This window comes from Brachybacterium zhongshanense (assembly GCF_055385755.1).
On the sequence record NZ_AP043790.1, the window covers coordinates 415954 to 433374 of the forward strand.

A 17421-nucleotide genomic window follows, 5' to 3' on the forward strand; every position below is an offset into this window, starting at 1 on the left:
GGCAGGACCTTCTCATGCGACGGTCCTAGGCTGGTGCCATGCGCGATGTGATCGTCTTCGGCCTGATCCGGCTCGCCCTCTGGGCGGTGCTGTGGTGGATCCTCGCCCTCGCGGGCGTCGGGACCATCCTCGCGGGCCTGCTCGCGGTGCTGATCGCGATGATGCTGTCCTTCCTCTTCCTGAGCCGTCAGCGGGATGCGGCGGCGATGAGCTGGAAGGAGGCCGACGACCGTCGGCGCGAGCGCAAGGGTGCGAAGCGCGACGAGGACGCCGAGGCAGAGGACGCCCTCTTCGCATCGCAGGACCGGGACGGGACCGCCGAGGGACCGGCCTCCGCGGAGGGGACCGATCAGAGGACCAGGCCCACCAGCAGCAGCAGCGAGTAGGCCAGCTCGATCTTCCCGGTCGCGCCCAGGACGGGGATCAGCTCCCGGCCCGTGGCGCCGGCGAGCACCGTGCGCACCGGTCCGACCGCGAGGACCAGGGCCAGCAGCGCGATCACCGAGGTCCACTGGAACGCCATCAGAGCGATCGCGAGGGCGAACGGGACGAGGACGACGGCGGCGAACAGCACGCGCGTGCCGCGGTCGCCGAGGCGCACCGCGAGGGTCCGCTTGCCGCTGACGGTGTCCGAGGGGATGTCGCGCAGGTTGTTGGTCAGCATGATCGCGACCGCCAGCAGGCCGATCGCGACGGAGGCGATCAGCGCGACCCAGCTGGGACGCAGCGTGATCGCATAGGCGGTGCCGTTGACGGCCACCAGGCCGAAGAAGTCGAACACGAACAGCTCACCCAGTCCCAGGTAGCCGTAGGGCCGCTTCCCCCCGGTGTAGAGCCAGGCGGCGGCGATGGCGGCCGCTCCGACGGCGAGGGTCCACCAGATGCCCGCGAGGGCGATCAGCACCAGTCCGAACAGGCCGCCCGCTGCGAGCGAGAGCACCGCGGCGCGCTTGACGGCTGCCGGCTCGGCGGCGCGGGATCCGGTGAGGCGGAACGGGCCGACGCGGTCGTCGTCGGTGCCGCGGATCCCGTCCGAGTAGTCGTTGGCGTAGTTCACGCCGATCTGCAGGCTGAGCGCCACCAGCAGCGCCAGGATCGCGCGGGGGACCACCGTGCCGAGGTCCAGCGGGGCATCGTCCAGGCGGAGCTGCCAGACTGCGGCGCCGGTGCCGGCGGCGACGGGCGCGACGGCGGCGGGCCAGGTGCGGGGTCGGGCGCCCTGCACCCATTGGGAGAGGCTGGCCATCGTGCTCCTGTCCGGTCCTTCCGTCCTGTCGGTCCGGGGATGCGCCCGGACCCGGCCGACCGTGCGGAAGGCCCTGACCAGGGTACGTCTCCTGCATCCGCGGAGAGAGCCGGGGGACTGTGATCCGCGGCCGGGGTCAGGGCCGTGCGGCGGCGATCCGGCGGGACGTCGCGCGGTCGATCTTTCCGATCCCCAGCAGCGGGAGCTCCTGGACGACGTGCACGCGCTTGGGCACGGCGTGGCCGGGCATGCCCGCGGTGCGCAGGGCGGCACGGACCAGAGCGGGCAGCTCGTCCTCGGCGAAGCCGCCGCTCGGGACCACCAGCGCTTCGAGGCGCTGGCCCCATTCGGGGTCGTCGACGCCGACGACGACGCTGGCGCCGACGACGTCTCGCAGCAGGGGGGAGTTTCCGATCGCCCGTTCCACGTCCTGCGGCAGGACCTTGCGGCCTCCGGTGACGATCACGTCGTCGGCCCGTCCGAGGATGTGCAGGCGGCCGTCGTCGAGCCGGGCGAGGTCGCTCGTGACCAGGACCCTGTCCGGCCCGGGCGGGCCGTGGAGGCCGCCGTCGACCGCGGACCCGTCCGGACCGAGATGGCCGGTGGCGAGGGTGGGGGAGGAGATCAGCAGGCGCCCCTCCTGGACATCGGCGTCGTCGGCATCTCCGGGCCCGTCGGCACATCCGGCATCTCCGGCGCCTTCGGCATCAGAGCCGTCGGCTGTTCCGACAGGGCGCAGCGACAGGTCGACGCCGGGCAGCGGCAGGCGGTCGTAGACGCATCCGCCGGCGGTCTCGGAGGAGCCGTAGGTGGTGCGCACGGGGATGCCCGCCGACCGTGCTGCGGCGAGGACGTCCGGCCCGGTGGCCGCTCCGCCGACGAGGATCGCCGCGAAGCGCCGGAGGATCGTACGCGCACGCACGTCGTCGGCGCCGGTCCCGGTGACGATGCGGGTGAGCTGCGTGGGCACGAGCGACGTGAAGGCGGGCAGACCCATCTCCTCCGCCTGCTCGAGGGCGGACTCGGCGAGGGTCACGAAGGCGGCGGAGTCGAAGTGGCCGGTCAGGTCCGGCAGAGGATCGGGCAGCGGCGTCCTGCCGAGGCCGAGGGCATCGGCGGCCCGCAGGGCGCGGACGATCACCTGCACGCCGGCGATGTGGGTGGGCGGCAGCAGGGGCAGCCAGAAGCCGTGGCCGCCGGTCGCAGGCGCCGTGCCGTCGGCCGCGAACAGCGCAGCGGTCGCGTCCTGCGAGGCGCGGAGGGATGCCGGAGCATGCGCGACGGCCTTCGGAGCGCCGGTCGACCCGGAGGTGGGGACCACGAGGACCGTGTCCTCGAACCCGGCTGGGAGCTCGGCGGGCGGGTCGAACGGTCCCAGCCACACGCGCGCCGCGCCGGAGCTCATCCGCGAGAGCGCCTCGACGTGCTCGGCCAGCGATGCGGCGCTGCGGTCATAGGGCGCGGGCTGCAGCCAGCCGACGTCGGACCTGCTCATCCGTCCAGCCTCTCCGCTCAGCCCTGCGGGTGGGGGAACGCGGACCAGTCGGGGGAGCGCTTCTCGAGGAAGGCGTCACGGCCCTCAGCGGCCTCGTCGGTCATGTATGCCAGGCGCGTGGCCTCGCCCGCGAAGACCTGCTGGCCCATGAGGCCGTCGTCGGCCAGGTTGAAGGCGAACTTCAGCATCCGGATCGCCTGGGGGGACTTCGTGGCGATGGTCGCTGCCATCTCGAGCGCCGCGTCCTCGAGATCGGCGTGGCCGACGACGCGGTTCACCGCGCCCCAGTCGCAGGCCTCCTGGGCGGAGTACTCCTCGGCGAGGAAGAAGATCTCCCGGGCGCGCTTCTGACCGACCTGCTTGGCGAGATAGGCGGAGCCGTAGCCGCCGTCGAAGGAGCCGACGTCCGCGTCGGTCTGCTTGAAGCGCGCATGCTCCCGGGATGCGATCGAGAGGTCCGAGACCACATGCAGGGAGTGCCCGCCCCCTGCGGCCCATCCGTTGACCACGGAGATGACGACCTTGCCCATGGTGCGGATCAGCCGCTGCACCTCGAGGATGTGCAGGCGGCCCGCGGAGCGCGCGCGCACCGCGGCGGTGTCCGCGAGCTCCTCGGCGTCGGCGTACTCGTAGCCGGAGCGTCCGCGGATCCGCTGGTCCCCGCCCGAGCAGAACGCGCGGCCGCCGTCCTTGGAGGACGGGCCGTTGCCCGTGAGCAGGATGACGCCGACCCCGGGGTCGAGCCGGGCATGATCCAGCGCCCGGTACAGCTCGTCGACGGTGCGCGGGCGGAAGGCGTTGCGCACCTCGGGGCGGTCGAAGGCGATGCGGACGACGGGCAGGTCCCGTGCTCCACGGCTTCTGCCGGCACCGGCGTCCGCGGCGCCGGTGCCGTCTGCGTCATCCGTGCCCCCCGCGCTTGGGCTGCGGTCGACGGCACGGTGGTAGGTGATGTCGGTGAAGACAGGGCCGCCGTGCTCGGAGGCGGGGACCTCCCGCCAGCGGGACGGGTCGAAGGTCTCGGAGACCTGACGGGGCAGGGAGTCGTCGGCGGAGGTCATGGGCTCAGGGTATCGCCGGGACGGCTGCGGACGTCCGCTCGGCACCTCCGTCCGCTCCGTTCGTCCGTTCCGTCCCGCTCAGCCCGTCCCGCTCTGCCCTGCCCCACCTCGCCCCAGCCCGCCCCGCTAGGCTCGAAGGATGCGCATCCCCTCCTCCCTGGCCGATCTCGGCATCGACGAGGCCCATGCCTGGTCGATCCCCATGACCACCCGCTTCCGGGGCATCACAGAGCGGGACGGTGTGCTCCTTCACGGTCCCGAGGGATGGTCGGAGTTCTCCCCGTTCCACGACTACGACGCGACGGAGTCCTCCAGCTGGCTGCGGGCCGCGATCGCCGACGCCACCGTCCCGCGTCCCGCGCCGGTCCGGGCGAGCATCCCGGTGAACGCCACCATCCCCGTCGTCCCCGCCGCGCTCGCCCACCGCATCGCGACCGTCGGCGGTGCGAGCACCGCCAAGGTCAAGGTCGCCGATCCCGGCTCGACCCTCGCCGAGGACATCGAGCGTCTCGAGGCCGTCCGCGACGCGCTCGGCCCCTCCGCCCGCATCCGGGTCGACGCCAACGCCGCCTGGTCCCGCGAGGAGGCGCTCACGGCGCTGCCTCAGCTGGATCGTGCCGCCGACGGGCTCGAGTACGCCGAGCAGCCGTGCGCGAGCATCGAGGATCTCGCCGCCCTCCGCCGAGCCCTCGACATCCCGATCGCGGCCGACGAGTCCGTGCGCCGTGCCGAGGATCCGCTGCGGGTGGCCCGCGCCGAGGCCGCCGACGTGCTGGTGATGAAGGTGCAGCCGCTCGGCGGTGTCACCCGCTGCCTCGAGCTCGCCGAGCGCGCCGGACTGCCCGTGGTGGTGTCCTCGGCGATCGAGTCCAGCATCGGGCTCAGCGCCGGCATCGCCCTCGCCGCCGCCCTCCCGGAGCTCACGCACGCCTGCGGGCTCGCGACCGCGACCCTGCTCACGGGCGACCTCGTCGACGAGCCCCTCCGCGCCTCCGACGGGCTCCTGCCCGTCGAGCGACCGGTACCGCAGGAGACCCTCCTCGAGCGCCACAGCGCTCCCTCGGATCTCGACCTGCTCTGGGAGGAGCGTCTGGAGGCCTGCGCCGCGCTCCTGTGACCTGCTGGAGAACTACCCTTGGAGCATGCCCGAGGCCATCGACACCGCGCCCGTCCTGATCCCTGCTCCCGATCCCACCGGCTCGGGGGCGGTCGACGAGGCGGTGGCGATCTGGCGTGCTCTCGCCGCCCTCGGGGTGCGCGACGCGGTCGCCGCGCCCGGGTCCCGCAGCGCACCGCTCGTCCATGCCCTCGCCCTCGCCCACGCGGGGGAGCAGGGCACGGTCGGAGCCGGAGCCGGAGCCGGGACCGGGGACGGCATCCGCGCCCATGTCCGGATCGACGAGCGGGCCGCGGCCTTCACCGCACTCGGGATCTCCCGGGAGGACCCTTCGCATCCCGCGGCCGTCCTCACCACCTCCGGCACCGCGGTCGCGCATCTGCTCGCCGCCGTGATGGAGGCCCACCATGCGCGGGTCCCGCTGCTCGTGCTGACCGCGGACCGCCCGGCCGAGCTGCGCGGAACGGGCGCCAACCAGACCACCGTGCAGCCGGGCCTGCTGTCGCCGTTCGCCCGCTTCGAGGCGGATCTCCCCGCCCCCGCCGCGGTCGAGGCGACCTCCGTCGAGCTGCGCACCGCCGTCTCCACCGCCGCACGCGCTCTCGCCGCGGCGACCGGCGCGCATCCCGGGCCGGTGCACCTGAACCTCGGCTTCCGCGATCCGCTCACCCCCGCCGCGCAGCCGGTCGTCCCGCAGCCCGCTGCGGCTCGGCCCGCGGACGCCCGTCGGCCCTCCGAGCGGGAGGGGATCGTGCTGACCCGTCGCGCCCCGGCCACCGCTCCTCAGGCTGTCGAGGTGCCGGTCGGTGCGCGGACCGTCGTCGTCGCCGGGGACGGCGCCGGACCGGCGGCCGCCCGCTTCTCCGCCGAGCAGGGTCTGCCGCTGCTGGCGGAGCCCAGCTCGGGATCCCGCGTCGGGGAGCAGCTGGTCCCCGGCTATCCGGAGCTGCTGCCGATCGTGATGGGACGGCCCGGCGGAGCGGACGGCTCCTCGCCCGACGGAGCGGACGCCTCCCCCCATCCGCTCCGCCCCGACCGGGTGATCGTCCTCGGACGCTCGACGCTCTCCCGCGGGGTCGGGCGCCACCTGCTCGGAGCCGACGACGTGGAGATCGTCGTCGTGGACCCGGACCCGTCGGCGAGCTGGGCCGACCCCGTCCGTCGGGCGAGCCTGGTGGTGCCGGCCGTCAGCGCGCCGACGCCGACGGCCGACCAGCTGGCGGAGCGCGCCGAGCATCTCGCGGCCTGGCAGGAGGCCGGACGGCGAGTGCTGGCGGAGCGTCCCGGCAGCTGGCAGGAGCGTGCCGCGCTCGCCGTCTGGGAGGCCACCGGTGGTGAGGACGTGCTGGTCCTGGGATCCTCGTCGCTCGTGCGGGATCTCGAGCAGAGCGCCCCGGCGACCGCTGGGAGGATCCTGGCCAACCGCGGGCTGGCCGGGATCGACGGGACCGCCGCGACCGCCGGCGGCATCGCCCTCTCGCGTCGGGGCGGGCCGGGCCGGGTGCGGCTCCTGATGGGGGACCTCACGGCGCTGCACGACCTCACAGGACTGATCGTCGGCCCGGAGGAGGAGCGTCCCGTGATGGACGTGGTCGTCGTCGACGACGGCGGAGGGCGCATCTTCGGCGGGCTCGAGCACGCTGCTGCCCCTCCCGAGCTGCTGCGGCGCTTCTTCACCACCCCGCACGGGACGGACATCGCCGCCGCAGCCGCCGCGCTCGGGGCCGACGCCCGCACCCTGGCCCCCGACGACCTGCCCACCGCGCTCGCCGAGCCGGCCGCAGGGATCCGGGTGCTGGTCGTGCGGGAGGCGGGCCCGGAGCGTCCGCACGGCATCGCACAGGAGCATCACAGCTCACTGACGAGGAACTCTGGGAATGCGGTGCTGTGATGACAGACATGAACGACGAGAACACCCCTGTGGAACCCGGGCGTCCCGAGGATGCGACGCAGCGCTTCGGTGCGGCGCGCTCCGAGGGCCCCGCAGCCTCCGAGCAGCCGACCGAGCAGTTCTCGGCCTCGGACACGGCAGGGCCTCCCCACCCTGCAGGGCCTCCGAGTCAGTCCGCTGCCCCTGAGCAGTCCGGCGCCCCTGAGCAGTCCGACGGGTCGGCGGTCGCAGGCGACACCTGGTGGTCGCCGGTGGGGTCCGCCGCATCCGCCTCGGCCCCGTCCTCCTACGGCCAGGACTCCTACGGCCAGGACTCCTACGGCCAGGACTCCTACGGCCAGGCCGGCTACGGCTCGGCCGCTTCCGGGCAGTCCGCGCACGACCGCGGAAGCTTCGACGCGTCGGGGTACGACCAGGGGGCCTTCGGCGGGGCTGCTCCGTCGGGTCCGTCGGCCGCGGCCCCGTCCGGGGCGGCTCCTGATCGTCGGCGGGGCGGGCCCGGCTGGGCCGGTGTCTCGACGCTCGTCGTCGGCGGGATGATCCTCTCGAGCGCGCTGACGCTCGGCGGGGTCGTCGCCTACGACCAGCTGCTGGGCGAAGGCTCCGACACCTCGGCGCAGTCCGACGGCGGCACGGGCTCCGGCTCGACCTCCGGGAGCTCCGAGGACTCGGACCAGGACGGGCAGACCCGCACCGTCTCCTCGACCACGGACTCGCCCGACTGGGCGGCCGTCGCCGACTCCGTCTCGCCGAGCTCGGTCGCGATCCAGGTGATCACCTCGGCCGGGACCTCGACGGGCACCGGTATCGTGCTCGACGCCGACGGGAACATCCTCACCAACAACCATGTCGTCTCCGGCGGCACCCAGGTGCAGGTCACCCTCTCCGACGGCCGCGCCTACTCGGCCTCCGTCGTCGGCACCGACTCCTCGAGCGATCTCGCGGTGATCCGCCTGGACAGCCCGCCGGACGACCTGCAGCCGGCGAGCTTCGGCGACTCCGACGCCGTCGAGGTCGGCGAGGGCGTGATGGCGATCGGCACGCCTCTGGGGCTGGAGAACACCGTGACCACCGGGATCGTCTCCGCCGTCGGCCGCCCCGTGACCACGACCGGCGAGTCCGTCGACGGATCGGACGCGACCTACACCTCCGCCATCCAGACCGACGCGGCGATCAACCCCGGCAACTCCGGGGGTCCGCTCGTGGACGGCGACGGGAACGTCATCGGCATCAACTCGTCGATCGCCGCGACCGCCGGCTCGACCTCGGACACCGCCGGCAGCATCGGCCTGGGCTTCGCGATCCCCTCGAACACCGCGGTGATGATCGCCGATCAGCTCATCGCCGACGGCAGCGCCCAGCACGCCTATCTCGGCGTGACCGCGCGCGACGGCCAGGCCACCGTGGGAGACGTCACCTATGCGGGGGCCGAGGTCGTCGACGTCGAGCGGGGGACCCCGGCCGACGAGTCGGGCCTGCAGTCGGGCGACGTCATCACCGCCGTCGACGACACGCCCGTCAGCGGAGCCGCCGCGCTCACCGGCGTCGTGCGCGGGCTGGCCCCGGACTCCGAGCACACCCTGACGATCCTGCGCGACGGCCAGGAGACCGAGGCGACGGTCAGCCTCGCCGCCGACGACTGAGCCGCCCGCCGGGCGACGGACCCGGCGACCGGCTGGCGGAGGGGCGCGGGTCCCGCGGACGGCCCTGCGCTCAGCCGTCCTCGCCGCGCAGCGCCCGCAGCATAGGACGGCACTTCGCGAGGGCCTCGGCATGCTCCGAGACCGGGTCGGAGGCGGCCACCAGGCCGCCTCCCGCCTGGAGGCGCACCGTGCGCTCGTCCACCAGATGCGCCATCCGCAGCGCGATCGCCCACTGGCCGTCGCCCGAGGCGTCCATCCAGCCCACCGGTGCGGCGTATCCACCCCGGTCGCGGGCCTCGAGGCCGGCGATGATCTCGTCGGCCTGCTCACGGGTGGTGCCGGACACCGCCGCCGACGGGTGCAGCCGGGCAGCGAGATCCAGGCTGGTCAGGCCGTTGCGCAGATGTCCCGAGATGTCCGAGGCCAGATGCTCCAGGCCCGGCAGGCGCAGCACGAAGGGCTCCGGGGAGCAGGTGAGGTCCTCGGCGGGACCGTCGGGACCGCCGAGGCGGGAGACCACGGAGTCCACGGCGAAGGCGTGCTCGGAGCGCTCCTTGGCGTCCACGAGGAAGGCGCGGCGGTCGTCGGCCGCGAGCTCCCCGTCGTCGGCGACGGCGCGGGTCCCGGCGAGCACGCGCGAGAACACCCGCCCGCCCTCGGTCTGCGCGAGCATCTCCGGCGTCGCACCGATCACGTCGCCCACGTGGTACACCCAGGTGCTCGGATAGGTCTCGGCGAGACGGGCGAGCAGCGCCGACGGAGACAGAGGCGCCGAGCTGCGCACCGTCGTCGTCTCCGACAGCACGATCTTCTCCGCCCGGCCCGCACGGATCGCCGCGACGGCGTCGTGCACGAGCGCCTGGTACTCGTCGGGGGAGTGGTCGGGCTCGAGCTCCAGGTGCGTCGGGACGGCGGGCGCCGTCGACGGGAACAGGTCGCGCCAGGACCCGGGCAGCACGGGCTCCTCGCCGACGCCGACGACGGTCAGGAACGCCTCCCCGTCATGCGCACCGAGGATCGCGCGCGGAACGATCAGCGTCGAGGCGCGCTCGGAGGACGCCGAGTACGAGAACGTGCCCAGGGCCACGAGCCCGGAGCCTCGGGTGCGGACCTCGTCATCCACGCGAGCGGCGGCGGCCAGGGCCCGGAACGCGGCACTCGCCTCCGAGAAGCGGGTCTCCCCGCAGGTCGAGGACTCCCAGGCACGGCCGACGGCGACCATGCCCTGGCCGTGCCGCAACCAGGCGGCGGAGATCTCTCGGGGCAGATGGGCGGCCAGCTCGACCGGCTCCTCGATGCGGATGGTGCGCACCACCAGGTCCGAGGATTCGGCGGTGGGCGCAGGGTTCAGCTTCGGGGACGACATCCGTGTCATTATGCGACACCGGAGGGTCGCTCCGAGGGTGAGACTGCTCGCCCCGCCGGATGCGACCATGGTGCCCGCGGCCCAGGCCGTCGTCCGCGGGACGGATCCGCTTCCCCACATCGATCAGCCGGACGGAGCAGGCACGTGAGCAGCAACGGCGAGAGCCTCGCCACCCCGCTGGTGCGGGGCGTCCTCGCAGCGGCGACCTCCCTGGGCGCGGCGCTCGCGCTCGCCGTGGTCCCGGCCCTCGCGGCCCAGGTCGCCGGCACGAGCTCCAGCGCGACGGCGCTGGACGCGATCATCATCGCCCTGAACATCCTCGTGCTCGGCCACGGGGGAGGGATCGTCCTGAGCACGGGAGTGATCGAGGGATCGGTGACCATCACCCCCTTCGGCCTGATGGGCCTGCTGGTCCTCCTCGCCGCGCTCGCGATGCGTCGCGTCGGCCGTGCTCTGGAACTCGTGCGCGATGACGGAGTGCTGCGTGTGCGCGCCATCCGCGACGCCGGCAGCGCGCTGGCCGCCTACGGCATCGTCTATGCGCTCGGCATCGCGGTGCTCGCCGCCGTCGGCCGCAGCACGGACGCGGCGCCCGTGGTCCCGTCGGCCTTCGTCTCCGGGGCGCTGGTCGCAGTGCTCGGCGGGCTCGCCGGCGTGCTCTGGTCGCTGCGCCGCGAGGCGACCGACGAGGTGCCGGGCGTGCAGGTGCTCGCGCTGCTCCCCACCCCCTACGACGCGATCGCCCGCTCGTCGCTGGTGGCCGTGCTGGGACTGGTCGGCTCGGGCATGGCGGTGCTGATCGTCCTGCTGGTGATGGGGATACCGCAGCAGGCGGCCCTGTTCGACCAGCTCCAGCCGGGCATCGTGGGCGGCATCGTGCTGACCCTTGTGCAGCTGGCCCTGCTGCCGCTGCTGGCGATGTGGGCGACGGTCGTGCTCTGCGGCGGCACGATCTCCGTGGGCACCAGCACCGGCATCTCCCTCGACGGTGCGGAGACCGGTGTCCTGCCGGCGCTGCCGATCCTGGGCGCTCTGCCGGAGCCGGGGGACTTCGCGAGCTGGGCGTGGGCGCTCATGGTGCTGCCGGCCCTCGCCGTCGGCCTGGGGGCGGTGCGCCTGGTGCGCGACGTCGAGGAGCTGCCGCTGCGGGAGCGCATCGTCGCCTGGGTCGGCTACCCGATCGGAGTGCTCGTCGCGGTCCTGCTGCTCGCAGGGCTCGCCACCGGGGGCATCGGCGATGGACGCCTGGTCCATCTCGGTCCCCTCATGCCCACGCTGATCCTGCCGCTGGCTCTGATCATCGTGGTCTCCTCAGGCGGCGTCATCGGCGTGCTCGCGAGCGGTCTGATCCCCTGGGTGCGCGATCTCATCGGCCGTCTGCGCGAGCGTGTGGAGGGCGAGGAGGCCAAGGAGCGCGGAGAGACGGGCGGGGCGACGGCGGGCACGACCGGCGCGGGATCCGTCGGCGAGGGAGCGGCCGACGCCCGCACGGACCCGCCTTCGGAGGACACCGAGGGCGCAGAGGAGCCGCCGCGCTCGCCGGTCTCGCCGCGCTCCCCGGTCTCGCCGCGGTCGCCCGCGAGGGACGGTGCCGCGCAGCGATCGGCGGGCTCGGCCGAGCGTCCGGAGTGATCAGCCTCCCAGCAGGTCCTCCATCCAGGTGACCACGGAGTTCTGGACCTCCTGCTCGCAGGCGGCCTCGGCCTGCACGGTGAGGGCGCTGTCACGGCACTCCTGCAGCTGATGCATCGGCCCGTAGAACAGTGCCGACATGAGCGCAGAGATCATGATCATGAAGGTGGCGGGCACGCCGACGAACGCCATCAGCAGCGCCGACGAGCGGCGACCCGTGCGGAACATCGTGAGCACCAGAGGGATCAGCAGCACCAGCCCCGCGAGCGCCGTCACCCCCGAGAGCAGGGACAGCGGCAGCGGCGCCAGCATCAGCAGCCAGGAGATCACCAGCACGACCGCCAGCGCGCTCAGCAGCCGGTTCCGCCGACGGGCCTCGTCCTCCTCAGATCGGCCGCGACCTCCCGCCGCGCCCGACGCGCTCCCGTCGGTCCGGCTCCCGCGGCCGCCCCGGCCGTCCTGCTCGTCATGTTCGCCGCTCATCGTGCCCATTGTGCCGTGACGCGGCGCGGCTCGCCTCGCGACTCCCACCGTGGTGCGCATCGGACGCGCGATCGTGACCTCGTTCCGGGCCGGTACTCTGGCGCCATGGCCCGCACCCCCGTCGTCGTCCTCATCTCCGGCACCGGATCCACCCTCGCCGCCCTGCTCGCGGCCGCGGCAGAGCCCGAGTGCAGCTATCGGATCGTGGGCGTCGTCGCCGACCGCGATGCCGAGGGGCTCGACCACGCCCGCCGGGCGGGAGTGCCCACGGCCGTGGTGAGGCTGGGCGAGCATCCCGACCGCTCCTCCTGGGATGCTGCCCTTGCGGGGACAGTGGCAGGGTTCGAGCCCGAGCTGGTGGTGCTCGCCGGCTTCATGAAGCTCGTCGGCCCGCCGCTGCTCGAGGCCTTCGGCGGCCGGATCGTCAACACGCATCCGGCGCTGCTGCCGTCCTTCCCCGGAGCTCACGGAGTGCGCGACGCCCTCGCCCATGGCGTGAAGATCACCGGCGCCAGCGTCATCGAGGTCGATGCCGGGGTGGACACGGGGCGGATCCTCGCCCAGGTCGCCGTCGAGGTCCGCGACGACGACACCGAGGAGACGCTGCACGAGCGCATCAAGGCCGCCGAGCAGCCGCTGCTGGTGGACGTCGTGCGCCGTCTCACGACTGCGGGCTGAGCGGTCGTCCGCTCCGTCCGGCGGGCTACAGTGGGGGCACACGACTGGCGAAGGTGGGGGACCACCGGGGAGTGACGGTTGTGGGCATCGACCGCCTGGGTGCCCGCCGCAGAACCTGATGTGCAGGGACCGATCCGACAGGAGCACGCCACGTGACCACCGCAGAACGCCGCCCGATCCGCCGCGCCCTGGTGTCCGTCTACGACAAGACCGGCATCGTCGACCTCGCCCGCGCCCTCGCCGAGTCCGGTGCGGAGATCGTCTCGACCGGCTCGACCGCCTCCACCATCCGCGAGGCGGGCATCGAGGTCACCGAGGTCGAGTCCGTCACGGGCTTCCCGGAGATCCTCGACGGGCGGGTCAAGACCCTCCACCCGCGCATCCACGGCGGCATCCTCGCCGACCAGCGCCTGGACTCCCACCGGGACCAGCTCTCCGAGCACGGGATCGAGCCCTTCGACCTGGTGGTCGTGAACCTGTACCCCTTCGCGGACACGGTGGCCGCCGGCGGCACCTTCCAGGAGATCATCGAGAAGATCGACATCGGCGGGCCCTCGATGGTCCGGGGCGCCGCGAAGAACTTCGCCTCCCTGGCCGTCGTCGTCGAGCCCGAGGGGTATGCGGAGGCCGCCCGGGCGGCCCGCGCCGGCGGCTTCACGCTGCTCGAGCGCCAGGAGCTCGCCTCTGTCGCCTTCCAGGTCACCGCCTCCTACGACGAGGCGATCGCCGAGTGGATGGTCGCCCAGCTGACCGATGAGGAGCTCGGAGCCGACGAGAGCGACGAGCCGTCGGGCGGCCGCGCCGCGGCCTCGTCCCTGCTGGATCTCTCGGAGGAGGACGCCGCGGCGATGGGCTTCTCGGCCACCCTCCGCTACGGCGAGAACCCCCATCAGCGGGCCCGCCTGGCCGTCGTCGACGATGACGAGCCGGGTCTCGCCGGTGCCGCGCAGCTCGGCGGCAAGGAGATGAGCTACAACAACTACGTCGATGCCGACGCCGCGGCCCGCGCCGCCTACGACCATGATCTGCCGTGCGTGGTCGTCATGAAGCACAACAATCCCTGCGGCATCGCCGTCGCCTCCGAGGGCGAGGACATCGCCCTGGCGCACGCTCGAGCCCACGGCACCGATCCGGTCTCCGCCTACGGCGGGGTGATCGCCGCCAACCGTCCGGTGACGCTCGCCATGGCCCAGCAGGTCAAGCCCGTGTTCACCGAGGTCATCCTGGCCCCGGCGTACGAGGAGGAGGCCCTCGCGCTGCTGCAGACGAAGAAGAACCTGCGCATCCTGCAGATCCCGGACCGCCCCCGCCAGGGGGTGGAGGTCCGCACCATCTGGGGCGGGACGCTCGTGCAGGACGCCGACGCGATCGACGCCTCCGGCGACGACCCGGCGAACTGGACCCTGGCCGCCGGGGAGGCCGCCGACGAGGCGACGCTCGCGGATCTCGCCTTCGCCTGGCGCTCGGTGCGGGCGGCGAAGTCCAACGCGATCCTGCTGGCCAAGGACTCCGCCGCCGTCGGCATCGGCATGGGGCAGGTCAACCGTCTGGACTCATGCCGCCTGGCCGTCTCGCGCGCAAACTCGCTGGGCGAGCATGCCGAGGGCGAGCCCGCGCCCGAGAGGGCCCGCGGCGCGGTCGCCGCGTCCGACGCCTTCTTCCCCTTCGCGGACGGCGCCCAGATCCTCATCGACGCGGGGGTCAGCGCGATCGTGCAGCCCGGCGGGTCGATCCGTGACGAGGAGGTCGTCGAGGCGGCGCGCGCGGCCGGCGTGACCATGTACTTCACCGGAACGCGCCACTTCGCGCACTGAGCGGGCCCGCAGAGCCCTGCATCATCGCGGCACGGGCCGCACCCGGAGCGCCCTGTCCTCGCCGGCAGGGCGCTCCGGCGCACCAGGAGCAGCAGCCGAGGGACGGGAGGGGTCGCAAGGTGACGCAAGTTCACCCCTCGGACATCAGGGCGCTCTAGGGTGTATCCATCCATCGGCGAGGGAAGAAGGAGAGACCGTGAAGATCCCGGACAACCAGAACCTGCGCGAGTACATCGAGCACCTGCGCGAGGAGGGATACACGGTCCAGGACGGGCACACCCCCGACCCCGATCTGATCGACCCCCAGGGCAACCCCGTGTACACGTGGCAGGAGGGCTACCCGTACGACACGCGGATGGACCGCGACGCCTATGAGCTGGAGAAGTACAGGCTGCAGGTCGAGCTGCTGAAGTTCCAGTACTGGCTCGAGGACAACGGCCAGAAGGCGATCATCATCTTCGAGGGGCGCGATGCCGCGGGCAAGGGCGGGACCATCAAGCGCTTCACCGAGCATCTGAACCCTCGCACCGCCCGCGTGGTCGCCCTGAGCAAGCCGAGCGACCGCGAGCAGGGCCAGTGGTACTTCCAGCGGTACATCCAGCATCTGCCCACGGCGGGGGAGATGGTGCTGTTCGACCGCTCCTGGTACAACCGTGCGGGCGTCGAGCGGGTGATGGGCTTCGCCAGCCCCGAGCAGTACGAGACCTTCATGAACCAGGTCCCGCATTTCGAGCGCATGCTCGTGGACTCCGGCATCCATGTCACCAAGCTGTGGTTCTCGGTGTCCCAGAAGGAGCAGCGCACCCGCTTCGCGATCCGGCAGCTGGACCCGGTGCGGCGCTGGAAGCTCTCCCCGATGGACCTCGAGTCCCTCGACCGCTGGGAGGCGTACACGCAGGCCAAGGAGGAGATGTTCCGGCGCACGGACAAGAAGTACGCGCCGTGGACGATCATCCGCTCGAACGACAAGAAGCGCGCCCGCATCAACGCGATGCGCTTCTTCCTCTCGCAGTTCGAGTACGAGGACAAGGACCACGAGGTCGTCGGCACCCCGGATCCGAAGCTCGTCATGCGCGGCAAGATGGAGGAGGCCGACGAGTAGTCAGTCGGCGTCGGCCGCTCGGCGGAGGCCGCTCAGCGGCAGCGGCGGCTGCGGTGTCCGGCCCGGCCGCCGGCTCGTCGGCTCATCGGGGATGTCAGATCCCGTCCCCGTGGACGGGCCCGCGCCAGTAGCTGCGACCGGCTCGCCAGCGCTGCCCGCCCAGCTCCTGGCAGGTCACGAGCGTGAACCCGTCCTCGGCGAGACGCTCCAGGCAGGCGGGGACGGCCTGGACGGACTCCTCGTGGATCTCGTGCATGAGGATGATCGAGCCGCGCTGGGCGCCGTCGGCGATGGCCTGCTCGGTCGCCTCGGGATCCAGCGTCTGCCAGTCCAGGGTGTCCAGATCCCAGGCGACCAGGCATTCGCCGACGTCGGCCGCCGCGGCGAGGACGGCGTCGTCGCTCGCCCCGTAGGGCGGGCGCATCGCCAGCGGCCGACGGCCCGAGGCCTCCAGGAGAGCATCGGCGGTGCTCCCGATCTCCGAGGCCAGTGCATCGGCCCCCACAGCCGTGAGATCCGCATGGTCCCAGCTGTGGCCCGCGAGCTCATGGCCCTCCGCGCAGGTCGCTACCACAGCCTCGGGCGCATCCTGCACGCCGTTGCCGATCATGAAGAAGGTCGCGGCGGCGCCGCCGGCGCGCAGATGCTCGCGCAGCGGTGCGTTGAGCTCCGCGCTGGGGCCGTCGTCGAAGGTCAGGGCCGCAGCCCGCAGTCGTGAGAGGTCCGGGCCGACGTCGGCCGAGGGACGTTCGCCTCCGCCGCTGCGCGGCGCCAGCTGCGTGCGGGGCCCCGGGCCGTCGGCCGTCCGCGGCGGCTGAGGATCCTGGACATCCAGCTCTGGCTCCTCGGAGAGCGCGCCGGGGACGGTCACGAGCGAGGCGTCAAAGGTCGTGCCCTCTGCACCCTCCGTGCCCTCTGCACCCTCGCCATCGGCGGTGATCGCCTCGAGCACGGCCTCTCCCAGCTCGGAGAGCAGGCCGTCGAGCGCCCCGGAGGCCAGAGGAACCAGCAGCGGCGAGTGCTGGTCATGGATCGCGGCGGCGGGGAACAGCGCATCCGCGCCGCCGTCGGCGCGGGGGAGGAGCACCGGTCCGTTGCCGTAGGGGCGCGGCTGCTCCTGCATCTGCACCGCCAGCTGATCGGGATCGGCGCCGTCGACGTCGCTGGCCGCAGCGAGGACGGCATCCACCAGACGGGGCCAGGCGTCGGGGGCGATCAGGCCGGGGGAGAGCTGGCAGCGATCTCCGTCGGCGTCGTACCACAGGAGGATCGGGCAGGGGCCCTCGTCGTCGGACGCATCCAGCAGCACCCCGAGGACTCCGGCGCCGACGAGGATCACCCGCGCGGCGACCGACACCTCGGAGCCGACGTCCGCGCCGCGGAACGCGGCCTCCCGGAACACCTTCGCCGCGCACACGTCCTCCGCTGACTCCACGCCGCGCGCTCCCGGCACGGCGAGCAGCGAGACGGCGACGCCGGACGCCTCCGCCATGTCCGACCAGGCGATCTCCGGGACCCGTGAGGAGAGGTCGGGGAGCGATGCGATCCGTTCGGCGGCGTCCTCGGCGGCCCTCGACAGGGTCCGGGATCGGGACCCCGGCAGGGGCAGGTCCACCACGCCGACACGGTCCAGGACCGCTCCCGCGCCGAGCACCGCCACGGCAGCGGCAGCTCCTCCGGCGATCAGGGTCGCCCGACGGCTCGGCCGCGGCCCGCGCTCGGTGCGAGGGGACGTCCCCGCCGGCGCGCGCATCGACGAGGCGGCGGTCGGCCGACGGACGGGCCGGCGCACGGGCCTCCGCGTCGGCGGCCGCGGTGCGGGATCCTGGTCGGGCACTGAGACCTCCCTCCGCACATCCCCGGCGCGCGATGGCCGTGCTCGGCCGGCGCGCT

Annotated in this window: 14 protein-coding genes and 1 riboswitch; of the genes, 8 read left to right on the forward strand and 6 right to left on the reverse strand. The window is 73.3% G+C overall.

Annotated elements, in window-relative coordinates:
* Positions 1-38 precede the first annotated feature (38 nt).
* Complete coding sequence (locus ACZ5AJ_RS01795) at positions 39-386, forward strand: DUF4229 domain-containing protein (RefSeq protein WP_464136582.1); 348 nt, start codon at positions 39-41, stop codon at positions 384-386.
* Here the strand turns inward: ACZ5AJ_RS01795 and ACZ5AJ_RS01800 are convergent.
* From ACZ5AJ_RS01800 to ACZ5AJ_RS01810, 3 genes are all read right to left on the reverse strand, one after another.
* On the reverse strand, positions 350-1246 hold the full coding sequence (locus ACZ5AJ_RS01800) for a 1,4-dihydroxy-2-naphthoate polyprenyltransferase (protein WP_464136583.1): 897 nt from the start codon (positions 1244-1246) through the stop codon (positions 350-352). The two genes, ACZ5AJ_RS01795 and ACZ5AJ_RS01800, sit on opposite strands and share 37 nt — an antisense overlap.
* A gap of 136 nt (positions 1247-1382) precedes the next feature.
* Positions 1383-2741 carry an AMP-binding protein gene (locus ACZ5AJ_RS01805; RefSeq protein WP_464136585.1) on the reverse strand — a complete coding sequence of 453 codons (1359 nt, stop codon included), beginning with the start codon at positions 2739-2741 and terminating at the stop codon, positions 1383-1385.
* Between the two features lie 17 nt (positions 2742-2758).
* Positions 2759-3802, reverse strand: a complete 1044-nt coding sequence (locus tag ACZ5AJ_RS01810) for a 1,4-dihydroxy-2-naphthoyl-CoA synthase (RefSeq protein ID WP_464136587.1) — start codon at positions 3800-3802, stop codon at positions 2759-2761.
* A gap of 139 nt (positions 3803-3941) precedes the next feature.
* On the opposite strand from ACZ5AJ_RS01810, the gene ACZ5AJ_RS01815 reads away from it, so the two are divergent.
* From ACZ5AJ_RS01815 to ACZ5AJ_RS01825, 3 genes are read left to right on the forward strand one after another with little or no spacing between them, the layout of a single operon-like run.
* Complete coding sequence (locus ACZ5AJ_RS01815; RefSeq protein WP_464136588.1) at positions 3942-4919, forward strand: o-succinylbenzoate synthase; 978 nt, start codon at positions 3942-3944, stop codon at positions 4917-4919.
* A gap of 25 nt (positions 4920-4944) precedes the next feature.
* Positions 4945-6810, forward strand: coding sequence for a 2-succinyl-5-enolpyruvyl-6-hydroxy-3-cyclohexene-1-carboxylic-acid synthase (gene menD / locus ACZ5AJ_RS01820; RefSeq protein WP_464136590.1), 1866 nt, complete (start codon positions 4945-4947; stop codon positions 6808-6810).
* 8 nt (positions 6811-6818) lie between these two features.
* Complete coding sequence (locus tag ACZ5AJ_RS01825; protein ID WP_464136591.1) at positions 6819-8453, forward strand: S1C family serine protease; 1635 nt, start codon at positions 6819-6821, stop codon at positions 8451-8453.
* 70 nt (positions 8454-8523) lie between these two features.
* Here ACZ5AJ_RS01825 and ACZ5AJ_RS01830 read toward each other — a convergent pair whose 3' ends face one another.
* On the reverse strand, positions 8524-9819 hold the full coding sequence (locus ACZ5AJ_RS01830; RefSeq protein WP_464136593.1) for an isochorismate synthase: 1296 nt from the start codon (positions 9817-9819) through the stop codon (positions 8524-8526).
* A gap of 144 nt (positions 9820-9963) precedes the next feature.
* On the opposite strand from ACZ5AJ_RS01830, the gene ACZ5AJ_RS01835 reads away from it, so the two are divergent.
* Positions 9964-11451 (forward strand): cell division protein PerM, encoded by a 1488-nt coding sequence (locus ACZ5AJ_RS01835; RefSeq protein ID WP_464136595.1) that lies wholly within the window; start codon positions 9964-9966, stop codon positions 11449-11451.
* Here ACZ5AJ_RS01835 and ACZ5AJ_RS01840 read toward each other — a convergent pair whose 3' ends face one another.
* Positions 11452-11934 carry a hypothetical protein gene (locus ACZ5AJ_RS01840; RefSeq protein WP_464136598.1) on the reverse strand — a complete coding sequence of 161 codons (483 nt, stop codon included), beginning with the start codon at positions 11932-11934 and terminating at the stop codon, positions 11452-11454. It abuts the gene before it with no gap.
* A 105-nt stretch (positions 11935-12039) separates the two neighbouring features.
* Between ACZ5AJ_RS01840 and purN the strand changes: the two genes are divergently transcribed.
* The 3 genes from purN (at position 12040) to ppk2 (ending at position 15528) form a co-directional block, all read left to right on the forward strand.
* A complete protein-coding gene (purN, locus tag ACZ5AJ_RS01845) occupies positions 12040-12612 on the forward strand; it encodes a phosphoribosylglycinamide formyltransferase (protein WP_464136599.1) in 573 nt (190 codons plus the stop codon).
* 35 nt (positions 12613-12647) lie between these two features.
* Positions 12648-12720: riboswitch (ZMP/ZTP riboswitch) on the forward strand.
* A 44-nt stretch (positions 12721-12764) separates the two neighbouring features.
* A complete protein-coding gene (purH, locus tag ACZ5AJ_RS01850; protein ID WP_464136600.1) occupies positions 12765-14426 on the forward strand; it encodes a bifunctional phosphoribosylaminoimidazolecarboxamide formyltransferase/IMP cyclohydrolase in 1662 nt (553 codons plus the stop codon).
* A 196-nt stretch (positions 14427-14622) separates the two neighbouring features.
* On the forward strand, positions 14623-15528 hold the full coding sequence (ppk2, locus tag ACZ5AJ_RS01855; RefSeq protein ID WP_464136602.1) for a polyphosphate kinase 2: 906 nt from the start codon (positions 14623-14625) through the stop codon (positions 15526-15528).
* A gap of 94 nt (positions 15529-15622) precedes the next feature.
* Here the strand turns inward: ppk2 and ACZ5AJ_RS01860 are convergent, their stop codons facing one another.
* Positions 15623-17188, reverse strand: coding sequence for a polysaccharide deacetylase family protein (locus tag ACZ5AJ_RS01860; protein WP_464136604.1), 1566 nt, complete (start codon positions 17186-17188; stop codon positions 15623-15625).
* Positions 17189-17421: the final 233 nt, after the last annotated feature.